This window comes from Mucilaginibacter robiniae (assembly GCF_012849215.1).
In the GTDB taxonomy this organism is placed as follows: Bacteria; Bacteroidota; Bacteroidia; order Sphingobacteriales; family Sphingobacteriaceae; genus Mucilaginibacter; species Mucilaginibacter robiniae.
The window spans coordinates 3360466-3380389 of sequence record NZ_CP051682.1 but is presented as its reverse complement, the minus strand read 5'-3'; the positions used below and the strand labels follow the sequence as shown (position 1 = coordinate 3380389).

15 protein-coding genes are annotated in these 19924 nt (G+C 42.9%); 10 read left to right on the top strand and 5 right to left on the bottom strand.

The genetic code is table 11. From position 1 onward, the window contains the following. Nucleotides 1-73: 73 nt before the first annotated feature. Complete coding sequence (locus HH214_RS14915) at nt 74-2278, bottom strand: penicillin acylase family protein (protein WP_169608926.1); 2205 nt, start codon at nt 2276-2278, stop codon at nt 74-76. Between the two features lie 128 nt (nt 2279-2406). Here HH214_RS14915 and HH214_RS14910 point away from each other — a divergent pair, with 128 nt between their 5' ends. From HH214_RS14910 to HH214_RS14900, 3 genes are all read left to right on the top strand, one after another. Further along, complete coding sequence (locus HH214_RS14910) at nt 2407-3528, top strand: alpha/beta hydrolase (protein ID WP_169608924.1); 1122 nt, start codon at nt 2407-2409, stop codon at nt 3526-3528. An 87-nt stretch (nt 3529-3615) separates the two neighbouring features. Continuing rightward, the gene (locus tag HH214_RS14905; RefSeq protein ID WP_169608922.1) at nt 3616-4137 is read left to right on the top strand and encodes a hypothetical protein; all 522 of its coding nucleotides are present in this window, start codon (nt 3616-3618) and stop codon (nt 4135-4137) included. A gap of 157 nt (nt 4138-4294) precedes the next feature. Beyond that, complete coding sequence (locus HH214_RS14900; protein ID WP_248282107.1) at nt 4295-5311, top strand: fatty acid desaturase; 1017 nt, start codon at nt 4295-4297, stop codon at nt 5309-5311. A 94-nt stretch (nt 5312-5405) separates the two neighbouring features. Here HH214_RS14900 and purD read toward each other — a convergent pair whose 3' ends face one another. Further along, nucleotides 5406-6680, bottom strand: coding sequence for a phosphoribosylamine--glycine ligase (gene purD / locus HH214_RS14895; RefSeq protein ID WP_169608920.1), 1275 nt, complete (start codon nt 6678-6680; stop codon nt 5406-5408). 203 nt (nt 6681-6883) lie between these two features. Between purD and secA the strand changes: the two genes are divergently transcribed. From secA to HH214_RS14880, 3 genes are all read left to right on the top strand, one after another. After that, on the top strand, nt 6884-10183 hold the full coding sequence (gene secA, locus HH214_RS14890) for a preprotein translocase subunit SecA (protein WP_169608918.1): 3300 nt from the start codon (nt 6884-6886) through the stop codon (nt 10181-10183). 177 nt (nt 10184-10360) lie between these two features. Then, entirely contained in the window at nt 10361-10792 is a 432-nt protein-coding gene (locus HH214_RS14885; protein ID WP_169608916.1) for an SPOR domain-containing protein, read from the top strand. Then, on the top strand, nt 10789-11973 hold the full coding sequence (locus tag HH214_RS14880; RefSeq protein WP_169608914.1) for a M20 metallopeptidase family protein: 1185 nt from the start codon (nt 10789-10791) through the stop codon (nt 11971-11973). Before HH214_RS14885 ends, HH214_RS14880 begins: the two co-directional genes overlap by 4 nt. A gap of 88 nt (nt 11974-12061) precedes the next feature. Here HH214_RS14880 and HH214_RS14875 read toward each other — a convergent pair whose 3' ends face one another. Further along, nucleotides 12062-13207 (bottom strand): TlpA disulfide reductase family protein, encoded by a 1146-nt coding sequence (locus HH214_RS14875; protein ID WP_169608912.1) that lies wholly within the window; start codon nt 13205-13207, stop codon nt 12062-12064. Between the two features lie 196 nt (nt 13208-13403). Here HH214_RS14875 and trhO point away from each other — a divergent pair, with 196 nt between their 5' ends. Then, a complete protein-coding gene (trhO, locus tag HH214_RS14870; protein WP_169608910.1) occupies nt 13404-14363 on the top strand; it encodes an oxygen-dependent tRNA uridine(34) hydroxylase TrhO in 960 nt (319 codons plus the stop codon). Nucleotides 14364-14447: 84 nt separating this feature from the next. On the opposite strand, the gene HH214_RS14865 is transcribed toward trhO, so the two are convergent. Then, nucleotides 14448-15152, bottom strand: a complete 705-nt coding sequence (locus tag HH214_RS14865; protein ID WP_169608908.1) for an SDR family NAD(P)-dependent oxidoreductase — start codon at nt 15150-15152, stop codon at nt 14448-14450. A 92-nt stretch (nt 15153-15244) separates the two neighbouring features. Then, entirely contained in the window at nt 15245-16189 is a 945-nt protein-coding gene (locus tag HH214_RS14860) for a lysylphosphatidylglycerol synthase transmembrane domain-containing protein (protein ID WP_169608906.1), read from the bottom strand. A 326-nt stretch (nt 16190-16515) separates the two neighbouring features. Between HH214_RS14860 and HH214_RS14855 the strand changes: the two genes are divergently transcribed. The 3 genes from HH214_RS14855 to HH214_RS14845 all read left to right on the top strand — a co-directional run bounded on the left by HH214_RS14855 (nt 16516) and on the right by HH214_RS14845 (nt 19918). Next, nucleotides 16516-17205, top strand: a complete 690-nt coding sequence (locus HH214_RS14855; RefSeq protein WP_169608904.1) for a response regulator transcription factor — start codon at nt 16516-16518, stop codon at nt 17203-17205. Next, nucleotides 17202-18560, top strand: coding sequence for a sensor histidine kinase (locus HH214_RS14850; protein WP_169608902.1), 1359 nt, complete (start codon nt 17202-17204; stop codon nt 18558-18560). Before HH214_RS14855 ends, HH214_RS14850 begins: the two co-directional genes overlap by 4 nt. 77 nt (nt 18561-18637) lie before the next feature. Next, nucleotides 18638-19918, top strand: a complete 1281-nt coding sequence (locus tag HH214_RS14845) for a TolC family protein (protein ID WP_169608900.1) — start codon at nt 18638-18640, stop codon at nt 19916-19918. Nucleotides 19919-19924: the final 6 nt, after the last annotated feature.

Here is a 19924-nt window from a genome sequence, read left to right as displayed (position 1 = left end):
CACATCATGGTGAAAAAGTATATCACCGCAACATGTTCTTACTGCTTATGCTTATAAAAATATAAAACCAGTTTTACTTTTCTTCGCCTGGATGATAGGTTACTTCAGCGTGTTTTAATACATCATCTTTGTAAAATAACACATCTTTAAATTTACCATCCAGGTACATCTGCGCCTGATCGGTAAAATGTTTGGATTGCGGATTAAAGGATTGTCCGCCGGTAATGAGTGATTTTGCTTTGATACGCGGTCCAAACTCGATAGCGGCCATAAAGCTATTACCGGAATAACCATAGCGTTTTTTCGTACCTTCCATCGTGCGGCTTACAAACGAAGGCAGCTCGCCAAAAGTTGAAGCCACCGAAGCTGCCGGTAAACTTGGCTGGTTATCATCAAACGTTACGCCATCAGCCGGGCGTTGGTAGCGGTTGATATCGCCCCATTGTACCTGCCAGGTTCCATAACGTGATTGCAGATTTTTAATCGTCTCGCTTAGGTATGCCAAAGCTTGTGCTGGTGGTAAAGTTTTCAGTATTTTCTCCACACGCGCTGTTTGGTACGTACCCTCTTCAGCTGATGCAGGTCGTGGTAAAGCGGCCAGCATACGGGTACCCCACTCTACTCCCAGCGTAGTAGCTACAGAGTTAATGGCCGAACGCCTATTCCAGTTCCGTAAAATCTGTACTGGTTGAGCCAAGCTACTTTTTAATGAATCAGGAGCTTGCTGATAAGCCTGGAATAGCACCGGCAATAGCACATCAAAAGCGGCTAGGTAGCGGTCATAACCTTTGGCTATCATGCCATCTAAGGTAAGCTTCTCGGTATTATCCAGTAACTTGACCGCATTTACACCACGATAATTCTGCCCATCGGGTGCCATGTAAGCCGGGTAGTTCTTCGGATTAGGGCTATTTTTACCCGATACAGCATAAGGCGTGGCATTACAATTTTGTATCCAACCACCGGCAGGGTTATGCACCTGCACAATTTCATTTAGCTTATGTACGCCGCTCCAATCGGTAGCCGAGGTGCTGCCATCAACTGGCTGGGTCCAATCCAGCTTCGGGTCACGCTTAGGCACATAGTTACCATACCAAAATGCCGTATTGCCCTGATCGTCGGCATAAACGGTGTTGTTGGTAGCATTAGATACCAAATCCATTGCCTTGACATACTGCGCATAGGTATTAGCTTTAGTAATGAGCCACGATTCTAATAAGGCATCATACGAGCGATTGTTCGCTTTTAAGCTTAACCATTTACCATCACGACTACCCAGCACCGGACCATGATGCGTGTAAAAACCATTGATAGTAATTGGTTCTACTTTATTACCCTGCTTACAATTGATGACCAACTTACGTGAGGTAAGTGGTTTGAGATGACCATTGTATTCGTAGTACAAAGCATTATCTTTTTTAACCACTTTTTCGGAATAAGCATCAGCTACATCGGCATTGCTGCTGGTATGCATCCAGCCGCAATGCGGGTTGAAGCCTTGATAAATGAAGAATTGCCCCCAGGTAACTGCCCCGTAGGCATTCAGTCCCTCATCACTTACCAGTTGCACTTCCGAGCGAAAATAAAAAGGCACGTGCGGATTGATATACAACATAGCATGGCCAGAGGCTGATTTTTTTGGTGAGATAGCAAATCCATTCGAACCAATTTCCCGATCGAAAATCCGATCCTCTAAAGTTTCTGCCGGTTTGCTAATAGTACCATACTTTGCATCAGAGGAACTTGAATAAAACTGACGGGTTTCATTTAAGCTGATGCCGCCGGTTACCGTAGCTGATACACTACCATCGGTAAACATCAGGGCATACCAGGGTTCAAAATGGTGCAATACCAAAGGTTTCGTTTCCGGATGTTTGTACAAATAATAATTAACCCCATCGGCAAAAGCATCCATCAGCTTTTTAAACCACAGCGGACTGGCTTTATACTCTTTAATAGCGTCGGCACTATCGGCAATGAGTTGCAGTTGCACATCGGTGTATAGGCTATTTTCGCCATCCACTTCGGCCTGCTTACCCAGTTGGTACAGGTAATTACGCTCTACACCTTTAAAGTTTTCCTCACATTCTGAATACAATAAGCCAAATACCGCATCAGCATCGGTTTTACCATAAATATGCGGTACACCCCAATTGTCGCGAATAATGGTAACCTGTTTAGCTTGTGCTTGGTAACGGGCTATTTCAGTTGGGGTAAACTTTTGGGCAAAAGTTAAAAGTGGCAATGAGCATAAAATAGTGAGTAGTTGTTTTTTCATGCAGTGTATTCAAGAGAAATGTTTACCCCAGAAAATTAAGCATTTTTACAGGCTTTCAAAGCTATAGGCTGCATACGCCCTGTTATTGTTACAAACAAATTCACCATCTTTAGCTTCCAAAGTACATTATGCTGCGCCTCATTTTACTTATTCTTTTGCTCCTTGTTTCGCTACTTACCATATTTAAAGCACCTACTTACCATTTGTGGCTGGTGGCCATTATGGCCGGCGAATACAGTCTTATTTTTATAGGTGCAACGCTCTTGTTACTGTCAGCAGGCTGGTGGTCAGCTCATTACCAAACTATCGGAACAATAGTGGGTGTACTGGCTTTGCTATTGTTTATTTATCCTATTATTAATGCTTATATTATTGGCAAACAACTGGCAGCTAACATGAATAAGGCATTGAGTTCACCTATTCAAGCAACTCATTTTGCACCGTTCAGCTTCACTAAGCTTTTTACAAACGTATCTTTACAGTCTTATAAAACGTTCACCTACGTGAGCTATCCGGATACTACCTTAACGCTCGATTACTATAAAACCGCCACTACAGGCAAACGCCCGTGTGTGGTGGTTATACATGGCGGCTCGTGGAGTAGTGGTGACAGCAAGCAACTACCGCAACTCAACAGCCGGTTAGTACAAGCCGGTTATCAGGTAGCCAGTGTTAATTACCGGCTGGCGCCTAAATGGCAAAGCCCTGCTCCCGTGCAGGATGTAACTGCTGCGTTGCATTATCTACGCCAGCATGCCGATGAATTACAGATTGACACTACACAATTTGTATTACTAGGTCGTTCGGCAGGTGCGCAAATTGCTTTGCTGGCGGCCTACACTTTAAAACAGGCAGGCATTAAAGGCATAGTCGATTTTTACGGACCAGCCGACATGGTTTGGGGTTATTCCATTCCGGCACCTAAATTAGTGATGGATTCTAGGCGGGTAATGGCTAATTACCTAGGCGGGTTTTATCCTGCTGTGCCGCAAAACTATCAGGCCAGTTCGCCTATCGAGTTTGTAAACTCACAAACCGTACCTACTCTGATTATTCATGGCGCTAACGATGTGTTGGTGGCTTACGAACATAGCCGCCGACTGGATGTCAAGCTACAACAAAACAACATACCGCATTACTGGCTCAAACTGCCCTGGGCTACACATGGGTTTGACTATCACTTGAACGGACCGGGCGGGCAGCTATCTACCTACGCGGTTGAGCATTTTTTACAATCAGTTACCCATTAAACTTACCAGCGATGTTTTCACAACGGTTAAAACATTTTGGCGGCCTATTGTTTAATTAGCTATCAACTAACACAGTAATCCAGCATTATGAAATACGCATTCGTTTTTGGGACAAACGTTTATTTAAGCGATACCCGCACCGTAAGCTATGCAAATACCGAAACCCGTATAGAGTTTTTAAAAGTATTATCCTCTTATCACCATCGCGATAGCAAAGATGATCATACTCTGGCTATTGATGCCACTATCAGTTCCAGTAATGATGAGGGAATCAGAATAGAAAACAACCGCTTGCAAGCTAACAGCAACCTTACGTTAGAAGCTTTGCCTTACCGCGTACGTGTTTTCCATACCGGCCATGCCGAGCCCATTTTAGATGTGTATCAACTACCTGAAGACCAATATGATGCTTTAGACAGTCATATCACTAATGAAATTGAGGTTTTACAGCCTGAAGCCGTATTTACCATAAAAGGTGATTTTAAAGTAGATGGTCATCGCATTTTAATTGACAACGAAAAGTTGTTTGTGGATGGCGATAGCTATGCCACTGGCAAAACCAATGCACATCAAGGCGTTATGTTAACTCCTTATGGCGTGCTTTCTTAAGCGCTAATATTACATCAATTTTTTAAAGCCTGATTACAGCCCGTAATCAGGCTTTGTTGTGTAAACATGTGGTAAAAATTATCATTTAAAGTAATATTTTCACAAATCAACGTTTAGTTTCTATCTTTATAGAGTCTGTTTTTAAAATACATAATAAATGCTGATAGCAAAAAAGAAGAGCTTCCGTTGGTCTGATGAGAGTGAACCGCACAAGCACCGTACTAAAACAATTATTAAACAACATCCCGAAATTAGGCAGTTAATTGGCCGCAATCCTTACACCATTTTTATTATTGCCTTTTGCGTAGGCTTACAAATTGTAATGGCTTGGGCTTTAAAAGATGTAGCCTGGTGGTGGATTGCTTTAGCTGCTTATGGTATTGGCGCTTTTGCCTGCCACACTTTGTTTGTGTGTATTCATGAATGTTCACACAATTTGTTATTCAAAAATAAAACTTTGAATACCTGGTCAGGCATGTTGGCAAACCTGCCATTAATGGTGCCTAGTTCAGTATCTTTCCAAAAATATCACCTAAAACATCACGCATATCAAGGGGTGGAAGCTTTAGATGCTGATATGCCGTTCCATTGGGAGGCCCGTTTAATTAACAACTCTAGCTTTGGTAAAGCCATGTGGCTGTTGTTTTATCCGGTATTTCAGGCTTTGCGCCCGTTCCGGTTAAAAGAAATTAAACTATTTGACGCCTGGACTTTGGTAAACTGGGCGGTACAATTAAGCTTTGTGGGCTTGGTGGTGTACTTTTTAGGTGCTAAAGCCATTCTGTATTTAACCTTAAGCTTCTTCTTTTCGGTAGGCTTGCACCCGCTGGGCGCCCGCTGGATTCAGGAACACTTTTTAACACATGGCGAACAGGAAACCAAGAGCTACTATGGCCGCCTGAATGCGTTTAACCTGAACGTAGGCTACCACAACGAGCACCATGATTTTCCATCTATCCCTTGGAACAATCTGCCGAAAATTAAAGCATTAGCCGATAATCATTATGAAACTTTAGGTTATCACACATCTTATACGCGGTTATTGTTTGAATTCTTATTCAACCGTGAATTGTCTGTTTTTTCGCGTACGGCACGTTCCAACCGCGGCAAAATAGCACCACCTAAAGCGGTTGAGCTGCAAAACATAAAACCTAACGTAAGCGTGGAAGCCTAATTTGGCATAGACTTACTAGCAAAAAGAAAAGCGATGTACCTGTGGGTACATCGCTTTTCTTTTGTATAAATGTTGCAACTATAAGTTTGTCATTCTAAATCAAATCAAAACCAATATCTTTCCGGAAGTATTTGCCATCGTAATAAATGCGGCTGGCATCCAGCGTGGCTTGTTGCAAGGCAGTAAACATATCGTTCTGTAAACAAGTAACGGCCAACACACGGCCACCTGTGGTAATTACCTCATCCCCCTGCATGCCTGTACCTGCATGGAAAGCTACAGAACCGCGTACATTATCTAACCCACTGATTACTTTATTTTTGAGGTACTCGCCAGGGTAACCACCAGCTACACAAACTACGGTAGCCGCAATTTTATCAGAAATTTTCAATTCCTTCTCCTGTAAATTACCTTCAGCCACGCCCATCAACAAATCCAGCAGGTCGCTTTCAATACGTGGTAGCACACTTTCCGTTTCCGGGTCGCCCATGCGGCAGTTGTATTCAATTACATAAGGTTCACCATCACAGTTCATCAGTCCAATAAAAATGAACCCTTGGTAAGGTATAGCTTCCTGTTTCAAACCTTCTACCGTCGGAATTACAATGCGTTGCTCTACTTTCTGCATGAATTCTGCATCAGCAAACGGTACTGGTGAAACCGAGCCCATACCACCAGTATTTAAACCGGTATCGCCCTCGCCTATCCGTTTATAATCTTTAGCCTCTGGTAATATTTTATAAGTATTGCCATCAGTCAGCACGAATACCGATAACTCAATGCCTTGTAAAAACTGCTCTACCACTACTTTCGAGCTCGCTTCACCAAATTTAGCCTCGGTGAGCATAGCAATTAACTCTTGTTGAGCTTCTTGCAAACTCAGGCAAATCAATACACCTTTACCTGCGGCTAAACCGTCGGCCTTTAATACTACCGGCAAACCGGCGGTTGCCAGATAATCAAACCCTTCCTGCAAAGTATCACGTGTAAAGGTGCGTGAAGCTGCGGTTGGAACGTTATGCCGCTGCATAAATTGTTTTGAAAAATCTTTGCTGCCTTCCAGTTGTGCGGCTTGTTGTTGCGGACCAATTACAGGAATGCTTTTTAATTGCTCATCGGCCAAAAAGAAATCATGAATACCTTTTACCAAAGGTTCTTCGGGCCCTACTACCACCAGGTTAATGCCGTTTGCCAACACGAAGGCTTTGATGCCTTCAAAGTCGGTAACCTTTAAATTTACATTCGTGCCGTACGCGCCTGTACCAGCATTACCGGGTGCAATAAAAAGCTGACTGCACCGTGGGCTTTGAGATAGTTTCCAGGCAAAAGCGCTTTCGCGCCCGCCCGAACCAATAAGCAGGATATTCATGCCGGTAAAGATAGTGCTTTAGAATCAAGAGCCAAGAATCAAGTTTTTGTGGCATGATGGGTACCCGTGTTTTCAATAAAGTATGGGTTCTTAACCCCTGATTCTTGTCTCTGTCTTTTAAAAAACGTACCTTTACCTGTCATAATGGCTTTTGTTTGCCATTGGCGTAATTGTTGGGATAGCAAGATTATATCAGATTAAACATGTTAGGATTTATCAGTAAGCTTTTTGGAAGCAAATCAGATCGGGATGTAAAAGCCATCCAACCCCTGATAGAAAAAATAAAAAGCGAATTTGCCAAGCTCGAAGGTATCAGCAATGATGAACTGCGGGAGAAAACCATAAATTTTAAAGAAAGAATACAGCAAGGCTTAGCCGCTATTGATGAGCAGATTACTGCCATTAAAAACAATGTGGAAAGCCAACCTGATATGGATGTTAACGAAAAAGTTGAGTTATACAGCCGTATTGATAAACTGGAAAAAGACCGCAACAAAGAGCTGGAAGTTATCTTATTAGATATACTGCCTGAAGCTTTTGCTGTAGTTAAAGAAACATCTCGCCGTTTTGCCAACAACCCAGCTATTGAAGTAACTGCTAGCGAGTTTGACCGCCAGTTAGCTGCTTTTAAAGGTAACGTAACTATTAAAGGCGATAAAGCTTTGCATAGCAACACCTGGAAAGCTGCCGGTAATCAGGTTACCTGGAACATGGTGCATTATGATGTACAGCTGATAGGTGGGACTGTATTGCACAGCGGTAAAATTGCTGAGATGGCTACAGGTGAAGGTAAAACCCTGGTAGCGACCCTACCTGCTTACCTGAACGCGCTAGCCGGACAAGGCGTACACATTGTAACTGTGAACGACTACCTGGCCCGACGTGACTCGGAATGGATGGGACCACTGTATGAGTTTCATGGTTTATCGGTAGATTGTATTGATAAACACGAGCCTAACTCGCCGGAGCGCCGTAATGCTTACTTGGCTGATATTACCTTTGGTACCAATAACGAATTTGGTTTTGACTACCTGCGTGACAATATGACACGCTCGCCGGAAGAACTGGTACAGCGCAAATTGCATTTTGCTATGGTGGATGAGGTTGACTCCGTTTTAATTGACGATGCCCGTACACCTTTAATTATATCAGGCCCTATACCACGTGGTGATGAGCATGAGTTTTACATGCTGAAACCACGCATTGAGCGTTTGGTGAATGCCCAGAAGACTTATATTAACACGGCCTTGAACGAAGCTAAAAAACAAATTGCTGAAGGCAAAACCGGCAGCGATCAAGGTGGTTTAGCTTTATTACGTGCACACCGCGGTTTGCCAAAAAGCAAAGCTTTAATTAAGTACTTAAGCGAAGGCGCCAATAAAACCGTTTTACAAAAAACAGAGAACTACTATCTGCAAGACCAAGGCAAAGAAATGCCGAAGGTTGATACCGAACTGTTCTTTGTGATTGACGAAAAAAACAACTCCGTTGAATTAACGGAAAAAGGTATTGAGTTGATTACCGCTTCAGGTGAAGATCCGCACTTCTTTGTGATGCCTGATGTGGGTACTGAAATCGCCAATATTGAAAAATCAAGCTTAAGCAGCGAAGAAAAAATTGCTCATAAAGATGAGCTGATGCGCGATTTCTCGATCAAGTCAGAGCGTATTCACTCTGTTAACCAGTTACTGAAAGCTTATACCCTGTTCGAGAAAGATACTGAGTATATTCTGGATGAAGGCAAGGTAAAGATTGTGGACGAGCAAACCGGCCGTGTGCTGGATGGTCGCCGCTATTCTGATGGCTTACACCAGGCTATTGAAGCAAAAGAGAACGTGAAGGTAGAAGATGCTACCCAAACTTTTGCCACCATTACCCTGCAAAATTACTTCCGGATGTACCACAAACTTTGTGGCATGACGGGTACTGCCGTTACAGAAGCGGGTGAGTTCTGGGAAATTTACAAGCTGGACGTGGTTGAAATACCAACCAATACACCTATACACCGTGATGACCGCCAGGATTTGGTGTACCGCACCATGCGTGAAAAATACAATGCCGTAGCCGACGAGATTGTGAAACTAACACAAGCTGGCCGCCCGGTACTGGTAGGTACTACTTCGGTTGAAATATCAGAATTATTGAGCCGTATGCTGAAACTGCGCGGCATCAAACATAACGTACTGAATGCTAAGATGCACCAGAAAGAGGCCGACATTGTGGCTGAAGCTGGTAAAACAGGAACTGTAACCATTGCTACCAACATGGCTGGTCGTGGTACCGATATTAAATTAGGCCCAGGCGTTAAGGAAGCCGGCGGTTTAGCCATTGTAGGTACCGAGCGCCATGAATCGCGCCGCGTTGACCGCCAGTTGCGTGGTCGTGCCGGTCGTCAAGGTGACCCGGGTTCTTCTCAGTTCTTCGTATCGTTGGAAGATAACTTGATGCGTTTATTTGGTTCAGAGCGTATATCTAGCCTGATGGTGCGTATGGGTATTGAGGAAGGCGAGGTTATTCAGCACTCCATGATTACCAAATCTATCGAGCGAGCACAGAAGAAGGTAGAAGAAAACAACTTTGGTATTCGTAAACGCTTGCTGGAGTATGATGATGTCATGAACTCACAACGTACAGTAGTTTATGCTAAACGTCGTAACGCGCTGTTCGGTGAACGCTTGGATGTGGATCTGAACAACACTGTTTATGATGTGGTAGAAGACGTAGTTACGGAGTACAAAGAATCTAACAACTACGAAGGTTTCCAAATGGAAATGATTCGTTTGTTCTCGGTTGATCCGGAAATTTCTCAAGAAGAATTTGCCGGCGCTAACCTAGCCAAACTGGTAGAAGCTGCCTTCCATGCGGTTAGTGATTTCTATCACCGCAAAACCGAAGCAATTGCCGAACAGGCTTACCCGGTATTGCGTGATGTATTTGATACCCGCGGCGAATATGTAGAAAATATCATCGTGCCGTTTACTGATGGCGTACATGGCATACAAGTAGCTGTTCCGTTGAAAAAAGCGGTAGACAATCATGGTCTGGAAGTGTTCAAATCGTTTGAAAAGAACGTTGCCTTGTACCTGATTGACGATGCTTGGAAAGAGCACCTGCGTGAAATGGACGAATTGAAGCAATCGGTACAAAATGCAGTTTACGAGCAGAAAGATCCATTGCTGGTTTATAAGTTCGAAGCTTTTGAACTGTTCCGCCAAATGCTGGCTCAAGTGAATAAAGAGCTGGTAAGCTTCTTGTTTAGAGGTGGCATTCCGATTCAGCAAGCGCCGGAAGAAGTGCGCGAAGCACGGCCTGAGCCTAAAACAGATATGCGCAAAATGCGTGTTTCTAAACCTGAAATGGTAACTGAAAGCAACGGCGTACCGGTAGAAGATTTGCAGGAACTGCAAAAACAAAGCCCGGTAAAAGCAGAGCAGAAAGCTGGTCGTAATGATCCTTGTCCATGCGGTAGCGGCAAAAAATTCAAAAATTGCCACGGCGCATAAAAGGTTAACAACATAATTCATAAACCTCATTGCGAGGTACGAAGCAATTGCTATGCAGGCTGATTAAGCTTACCTAGTTCAACAATGGCTTTGTATCTCGCAATGGTGTTATTATACAAAATGAAATTAACAGAACCCGTTTCAACTTTGCTTCAACAATTTAAGGGTTACAACAAGGTGAGTAAAGTTGTTATAACTTCCTTGTTTTTATTAGTTGGCTTATCAACAGCCCGTGCCCAAAGCCGGGGCCACTTGGAAATCATTAAAGATTCACGTGTTGATACCTTGATTGCACATCGGTATAGCAGGAACCGGGCAGGCAGCAAAACAGGCGGGTTAATGTCGGCTTATGGCTACCGGATACAATTTTTTTCAGGTTCCAGCCGTAAAGATGCATTTAATGCTCAAAATAAATTTCAGCAAGAACATCCGGATATTCGTACGTATATTAGCTATCGTGAACCGAATTTCAAAGTAAAAGCCGGTGATTTCCGCACCCGGCTGGAAGCTGTTAAACTAATGCAAAGTATGCAAGGCAAATTCATTAGTTTATTTGTGATATCAGAAAAAATAAATCCACCTAATTTGGATACCTCAACGCCCCAGTGATGAAAGAAAAAATACAAGAGCTATCGCAAAATATTTTCAATGAGGTAGTGGCCAACCGTCGGCATTTACATAGTCACCCGGAATTATCTTTCCATGAAACAGCCACCTCTGTTTATGTTGCAACCCGTTTGGATGAACTAAATATTCCTTACATCCGGATGGCCGATAACGGCATTGTAGGCTTACTGAAAGGAACCAAGCCCTCCGAACAAGTAGTTGCCCTACGTGCCGATATGGATGCGCTGCCCATTACGGAAGCAAATGATGTGCCTTATAAATCACAGAACCCCGGCGTAATGCACGCCTGCGGGCATGATGCACATACGGCCTCTTTGCTGGGCACAGCTACTATACTCAGCCAGTTAAAAGATGATTTTGCCGGAACTATCAAATTCATCTTTCAACCTGCAGAAGAAAAGCTGCCTGGTGGTGCCAGCCTGATGATTAAAGAAGGCGTATTGGAAAACCCCAAACCGCAAGCGGTAATTGGTCAGCATGTAATGCCGTTAATTGATGCCGGCCAGGTAGGTTTCCGAGCTGGTAAATACATGGCCTCTACCGACGAAATTTATGTTACTGTAAAAGGCAAAGGCGGCCACGGTGCGCAGCCACAGCAAAATATTGACCCGGTTATTATTACGGCACACATCTTAACTGCTTTACAACAAGTAGTAAGCCGCTTTGCCGACCCCAAAAGTCCGTCCGTTCTATCCTTCGGTAAAGTAATTGCCAATGGGGCTACCAACGTTATCCCAAATGAGGTGTACCTGGAAGGCACTTTCCGTACCATGGATGAAAAATGGCGTGATGAAGCACACCGTCGCATGAAGAAAATGGCCGAAGGTATAGCCGAAAGCATGGGCGGTAGCTGCGATTTTAACATCATGCGCGGCTACCCTTTCCTGATTAATGAAGAAAAACTAACCGCTTCTGTACGGGGTTATGCCGAAGATTACTTAGGTAAAGAAAACGTGTTGGATCTAGATATCTGGATGGCAGCCGAAGATTTTGCTTATTACTCACAAGTGGCTGATAGCTGTTTTTACCGTCTAGGTACCCGTAACGAAAGTCGGGGCATTACTTCTTCGGTACACACCCCTACTTTTGATGTAGAAGAAAGTGCTTTAGGCATCAGTACTGGTTTAATGGCCTATATGGCTATTAAACAGTTAGGTAATTAAAGTAGCATTACTATCCATAAAAAGAAGAAGCCCTACTTACTACAATAAGCAGGGCTTCTTCTTTTTTTAAAATACCTTCTTGGGAAATCTATATTTTACCAAATAGCTCGGCTAGTTTAGCCTCTAAATCTTCACCGCGCAAGTTTTTGGCAATGATTTTTCCGCTGGGATCAATTAAAAAGTTTTGCGGGATAGATTGCACCTTGTAAAGAGCAGCAGCTTCATTTTGCCAGTACTTCAGGTCTGATACCTGAGTCCAGGTTAAGCCATCGCTTTTAACGGCCTGCTGCCAGGCTTCTTTAGCGCCGGGCCGATCAAGCGATACACCCAAAATCGTAAAGTTCTTGGTTTTGTATTTGTTAAACACGCGTACCACATTCGGGTTCTCCTGACGGCAAGGCGGGCACCAGGAAGCCCAAAAATCAATCAGCACATATTTACCCTTAAAGGAAGATAATGATACTGGCTTACCATTCACATCAGGCTGCGTAAAATCAGGAGCCTGGGTACCAATAGCAGTAGCCTTTAAACCAGCAAGTGACTGATGTAATAGCTTACCGGCTTCTGTATCTTTCAGGTTTTGGCTCAAACCTTCATACAAGGGTTCTAAACCGCTCACATCAGCATTGGGGTTACCTAACGAGCTTAGCGCCATCAAGCTTAAATAACTGTTTTTATGAGTGGCTACAAAGTTCTTTAACACATCTTCCTGCTGCTTTTGCAGAACCTTCAGGTTAGCCTGTAATTGGTTCTGGTAAGCAACGGACTGCTGCTGTGCTGCCGGAGCTGCTTGTGCATCGGCATACAATTTTTTAGCACGGGCATTGATCAGGCCCAAGCTGGCTTGCAGCTGTGCATTTTCATCATTAATAGGCGAACCCGCTATTTTAGCTTTGGCTAGCGAGTCGGTTCCGGAAAGCACAATGTTACCTTTTTCCAAGTAAAAACTTAAAATATCGTCTCTCCCGTTCAAATGTGAAAAGCCCACACCTTTATGATCGAGTGCCATAACCGCATTTACCGGGTTTAATACCTGTCCTGAAAACTGAAAGCTGCCATTCACTAAGGTAGCCGAATCAATAACGTTGGTAGCCCCATATTGGTAAACCATATAAGCTTTAAGCGGCTGAGTTATGTTGCTTAGCTTACCACTTAAAGTAAAATTTTCAGGAGTTTGAGCCGCTACAGCCAAAGGCAAGAAGGCTGCGGCCAAAAGAGATATTTTTTTAAACATGCTATTATTAAAATAAGCTACAGGCATTAACGCTGAAAACTTGAAGGTATTGTTATTAGCCTGAAAGCTATGCTACTACAAATATAAGATTTACAGCTTGGCAAGCAGCTTTTACTTTGCTTCAACACAAAATTTTAACCGCGAATGCGTATCTTTGCGGCTCATTTAACGCTGTTTGCAGCAGTATTAATGTTTTATGGCAAAATATCAAACCCTACTGTATTATTGTTATTCAACAATAGCTGATGCGGAGCAATTTGCTGCCGATCATTTAAAATTTTGTAAAAGCTTAGGTTTAACCGGTCGTATTATTGTGGCTGAGGAAGGCTTGAACGGAACAGTATCCGGAACGCCGGAAGCTTGTAAAACGTACATGGATACGGTACACGCCGACGAGCGCTTTGCACATACTGAGTTTAAGATTGACGATGTGGATGAGCCTTCGTTTGTAAAAATGCATGTGCGCTACAAGGAAGAGATTGTACACTCCGGCCTGCGTAACCCTAACCTCATTAACCCGCAAAAGCAAACCGGCAAACACCTAGAACCCGCTGAGTTTTTGGCGATGAAAGACCTAGACGATGTAGTTGTTCTTGATGTACGCTCGAACTACGAACACTCGTTAGGTAAATTTAAAAACGCGGTAACGCTGGATATTGAAAACTTCCGTGACTTTCCGGCTAAAATAAACGAGCTGGCTCAGTTTAAGGATAAGAAAATTTTAACCTACTGTACCGGTGGCATCAAATGCGAAAAAGCATCGGCCTTACTGTTGCACGAAGGCTTCGAGAATGTGTACCAGTTGCATGGCGGCATCATCAAATACGGCAAAGAAGTAGGCGGCGAAGATTTTGAAGGCAAGTGCTACGTGTTTGACAACCGCTTGGCTGTTGATGTAAATTCGGTAAATCCGGTGGTATTATCAAAATGCTACAACTGCGGCAAGCCTACCGAAAAGATGATTAACTGTGCCAATCCGGAATGTAATGAACACTTTACGCAGTGTGATAAATGTGGCACGCAATTAGAAGGGTGCTGCTCAACTACCTGCCAAAGTCATCCGCGCAAGCGTGTTTATGATGGTACCGGCTATTATGTAAAAGTGCCTCAGCCTATCAATAACGATAAGAAAAAGAAGCTACAACCTGCTGAATAAATCAATCAGCATAGCTGGTTCTATACAAATAATAAAGCCCGGTTTGCTAGCAAACCGGGCTTTATTATGGAATGCAAATGCTTGCTATATCGTGTTTAATGCTACTGGTAAAATCTTTCCGTTAAAAAATTTGTGCCCGTTCAAAGCAAAGTCGGCTATGTATTTGCCCATTTCAAAAGCCATCACTGGCGATTCATAATCTGGAAAAGCTTTTTCCAGCATTTCGGTTTGTACCGAGCCTAGTGCTAAGCAGTTTACACTGATCTGCTGTGGGACTAACTCTTGAGACAGACTTTCAGTAAGGGTGTGCAAGGCAGCTTTACTTGCTGCATAGGCCGATAGACCGCCCATTTTAACGCTTCCTTGAAAACTGGCCATACTGCCTATATTCACAATATGACTGCCTTGCGTCATCATAGGCAATACGCTTTGTATTAAACGTACATGGCCTAGAAAGTTGCTTTGCAGCATTTCTACAAAGTCTTGTTCATCAGTTTGTGCAAAGGGCTTGTTAATTAGTGCGCCGGCATTGTTAATCAATATATCTATCCTACCCTCGAAATGTGTTTGAATAAACTGCTGCAAGCCGGCATAATCATCATGTACAATATCAAACGCTACTGGCAGCAAAGTACAATCAGGGTTCAACCCTTTACCAATTTCCAGTAAACGGGTCAGCTTATCTTGTGAGCGGGCCAGTGCTAAAACCCGATGATGATTTTGTAAAATCAATTCCAACACGGCTTCAAAGCCCACGCCACTGCTGGCTCCGGTAACTACGATGTTCATATATGCTTATTTAAAAAACTAATTGCCCTGTTACGCCACACGCTTGTTCACGTAAATGGGTAACAGAGCAACAAAAAACAGAATGAGCAGTTTTACTCGGCTAGTTCTGATACATCTTCACTTTCTTCAATAGATGGTAAGCCCTCTTCTAAACGGCTTGGGCGTAATACATAGTAAATGCCCAGTAATGATACTACCAGTGAAATTAAATAGAAAGAAACACTCAGAAATACAGCCAGCCCCACATTCATGTGAAACGGACCCGAAAGTGTAGTGAATATAGCTTCACGTGCACCAGCGCCACCTATAGATACTGGCACTACCGCAGCGAGTGATGAAATTAAAAAGGATAATAAATAAGGCGCAAACTTTCCAGCAAATCCCTGACCCAACAATACCAGCAATATGGTAATTACCTGTAATGATTGTACTAATACAGCCCGGAAATGACCTTGAAAAAAATGACGGGTATATTCTTTGAAAAACATACGAGCTACACCGTAGTAAATGGCAGTACCCACCAAGAATATACTGGCCGGTATAGCAATATGCAGTTCTATTTGCGGCACAAATAAAATCAGCGCTACAATGATAAGACCGATAGCCCAAAGCCCACTTAAACGATCAAACAAAATAGCCCAGAAAACTTTTTTAGCCGGTAGCTTATAATTTTTGTTCAGCAGGTAAATTTTGTAACCATCGCCACCAATACCGCCGGGCAGCAAAAAGTTATAAAACATACCCAGTAAATACAGGCGCAGGTTGAATTTATAATCCAGGTTTAAATCAATCGATTTAAAAAAGCTCAACAAACGCCAGGAAGAAACAATAGTAGATAAAAAAAAGCAGGCTACACCAGCCAGCATCCAACCATAGTTGGCATGAAGCAATCTAAACTTAACATCATTAAAAGGTACTTTGCTAAAAACATAGTACAATAGCAGCGAGGTAACGGCTAATTTCAGCAGTAATTTAACGGCGCTCCACAAGGTATCTTTCCAAGTTTTCTCCAATGAAAGAGTTTCTGTATTCGTCATAAAAGTACAAAAATACTAAAAATCAGTAAAAACGCTTTTGGTAACTAAAAGCTTACACAGCAATGAAAGAATGTAGAAGCTTGTAAGTACGTCATTATATGCGCTTTTCAGGCCCGATTAGCTAGTAGTAAATAGGTGTTCACGGATATTCATTAATGTTCATATGTTCAAAAATGGACAACTCCCTATATTGCCTATTAAGTAGTATACATTGGGGATTACCCGATTTTCCAAACACAATACGCTACCCGGCAACAAACCTTTAGCAAAAAAGAATGTAACTGTCTATATTGCTTGCTTTATCATAAGTTTGTCTAAATTATACCATGACTACCGTTTGCCTGATTGAGGATGAAGAAAAAGTAGCGGCCTTTATATCCAAAGGGCTGCAGGAAGATGCTTATGAAGTAAGTATTGCCCCAACAGGTACTGCCGGCCTGAAACTGGTAAACAGCAAAACTTTTGATATTATTATTCTGGATGTAATGCTGCCCGACATGACAGGCATTGACATTTGCCGCCATTTACGGGCTGAAAAAAAACAGGTGCCAATTTTAATGCTTACCGCTTTAGATAGTATTGAAGACAAAGTATCGGGCTTACAGGCCGGTGCCGACGATTACCTGGTAAAACCCTTTCACTTTAGTGAACTGGTAGCTCGTATTGAAGCTTTGCTTCGCCGTAACCGCACCGCTCAACACGATGACCGTTTGCTTACTTTCAGCAATTTGAAACTGGATACTTGGAGCAAATCTGCCGAGCGTGCAGGTGTACCTATTTCACTCACGGCTAAAGAATACACACTGCTTGAGCTGTTTATGCGTAATCCTGAAAAGGCCCTCTCACGCGAGTACATAGCTGAAAAAGTATGGGGTATTGAATTTGATACCGGCACTAACTTTATTGATGTTTATGTAAATTACCTGCGCAAAAAAATTGAAAAAGGCTTTGGTAGTAAACTTATTCATACCGTAATTGGCCGGGGTTATATGCTGAAAGAAGAAAAAACAGCATGAAAATAAAAAACCGTTTAGCACTCAATTTCACCCTCATCAGTTCAGGAGCTATGCTGCTGATGCTGGTGGGCTTATACCTGAGTTTCTATTCGTTTGTTAAACTGGATTTTTACGACCGCTTGAGTGACCGGGCTAAAACCGCTGCTCAACTCTACCTGAAAGCCGACGAAATTTCCAGCGATTCGCTCGACCGCTTGCAAGAGCGTTATTTGCAACGCTTACCACAAGAAGTAATCCGTATTTATGATGAGCGCAATGCGGCCAAGTTCATTAAAGACAATCAGCAGTATTGGAGCAGCAGCACCATCAACCAAGTCCGTAAAAACAAGTACATACAGTTTACTGACGGGCAGGAACAGGTGGTGGGCATGTATTATCATGATGATAAAGGCAAATTCGTTATCCTGGCTTCAGCTTACGATGCAGAAGGCGCTTATCGTATGAGCCGACTTACCATTACTATGATGCTTACTTTTCTGTTTACCAATATCATCCTTTTTGTAACAGGCAGGTGGTTTGCCCAACGCTCACTGGCACCCGTAAATGATGTGGTGAAGCAGATGCAGCTAATAACTGCCAGCAACCTGCATTTGCGGGTCAATGAAGGCAACAGTAAAGATGAAATAAGCCAGTTAGCACGAAATTTTAACCGTTTGCTTGAACACTTGCAAAATGCTTTTGAATTGCAGCAAACCTTTGTAGCCAATGCTTCGCACGAGTTACGCACGCCAGTAACCAGCATTACGGGCGAGGTAGAAATTGCCTTAAACAAGCCCCGGTCTACCGAAGAATATCAGCAAACCCTAAAGTCAGTATTGGCCGATTCCGTACGCCTTACAGAAACCATTAGCGGCCTGCTGGAACTAGCTAAGGCCGACATGCAATACACCCAGGCCCAACTAAGCCCAGTAGCCATTGATGACCTGATTTGGGAACTGAGCGATTACTGGAGCCACCGCTTAGGCAAAGGTTTACTGAGTGTACAAATCATACATTTACCTGAAGACCAGAATAAGCTCTTGCTGCCTGCCAACAAAGCATTACTCACCATTGCCCTAAACAACATTATTGGCAATGCCTTCAAATTTTCTAACAATCAGCCGGTAGTTTGCAGCCTGTATGCAGATGATAAACAGATAAAAATTGATATTCAGGATAAAGGTATTGGTATACCTGATGAAGATATAAGAAAGGTTTTCACCTCCTTTTACCGTAGCCCCAACGGACGTGGTTTTCAGGGCAGCGGCATAGGGCTGTATGTAACACAAAAAATCATTCAGCTATTTAGCGGAACCATTGATATTCATTCTGTTCCATATTCTGGAACCACTTTTCATATTAGATTCTCTCATTGAAATCTAATTGCATTCTAATGAATCTTTAATCCCTCACGGTCGTAGTAGTTGTAAATTTGTATACTTAATTTATAACTATGCCCATGAAATTTTTGCGTGCCTTGGTATGCATACAATTGTGGTTTGCAGCAGCAGGCAGCATGCTATATGCCCAAAGCCCTGCCAATGATACCCTAAAAATCAGCATCAGCCAGGCCGAAGATCAATTTTTAAAAAACAATCTTCAGTTAATCGCCCAACGCTATAACATTGATATAGCCAGTGCACAAATTATTACAGCCCGCCTGTTCAACAATCCGAATTTTTCGTTTTCAAATGGTATTTACGCTTCAGAGGTACCTAATGCTTACCATGAGCAAACCTTTGGCTTGGCGCAGCTTTTTACAACAGCTGGCAAGCGTAATAAAAATATACAGCTGGCTAAAATAAACGTACAACAAGCTCAATACCAATTCTTTGATTTGTTGCGCACCTTACGCTATACCCTGCGTAGCGATTTTTATAACATCTACTACCAGGAGCAATCAGCCCAAGTGTACACACAGGCTATTCAATCTTTAACCAAAACGCTGGGCGCTTTTAAAGAGCAGTTTGCAAAAGGCAACATTGCCGAAAAAGAAGTACTGCGTATCCAGTCTGAATTATACAGCCTGGAAAATGAGTACAACGATTTGCAAACCGGCATTGATACGACACAGCGTGAATTTAAAATGCTGATTCGTGCCACACCTACTGCATATGTGGTTCCGCAGTACAATGGTGATTTAACCGGCACTCAGCTGGTAACAGCTGTGCCTTACCAACGTTTGCTGGATTCGGCTTATGCCAACCGTTATGACTTGAAATCAGCCCGTACTCAGGTAGATTATGATAACCTGAATTTAAGGTTGCAAAAAGCCAATGCAGTGCCCGATCTTACTTTTAACGTAGGTTATGACCGTTTAGCAGCTTACGGTAACAACTTCCTGGGTGCAGGAGTAAGTTTTGATTTGCCTTTCTTTAACCGCAACCAAGGCAATATCCGTCAGGCCCGCGTTAACATAGACCAAAGCAAAACACAGTTGCAATTGCAACAAAATCAGGTTGAAAATGATGTAGCTACCCAGTACAAAACTGCACTGCGCCTGGAGCAACTGGCTAATAGCTTCGATCCTAAGTTCCGTCAGGATTTTACGCGTCTTATTCAGGGTGTTTACAGAAACTATCAGATGCGCAACATCAGTTTGCTGGAGTTTTTAGATTTTTATGATTCGTATAAAACCAACATACTGCAATCTAACAACCTGCAATACAGCCGCCTGAATTCATTAGAACAATTAAACTACGTAACCGGAACCCAATTCTTCAATCAACAATAAAATCAG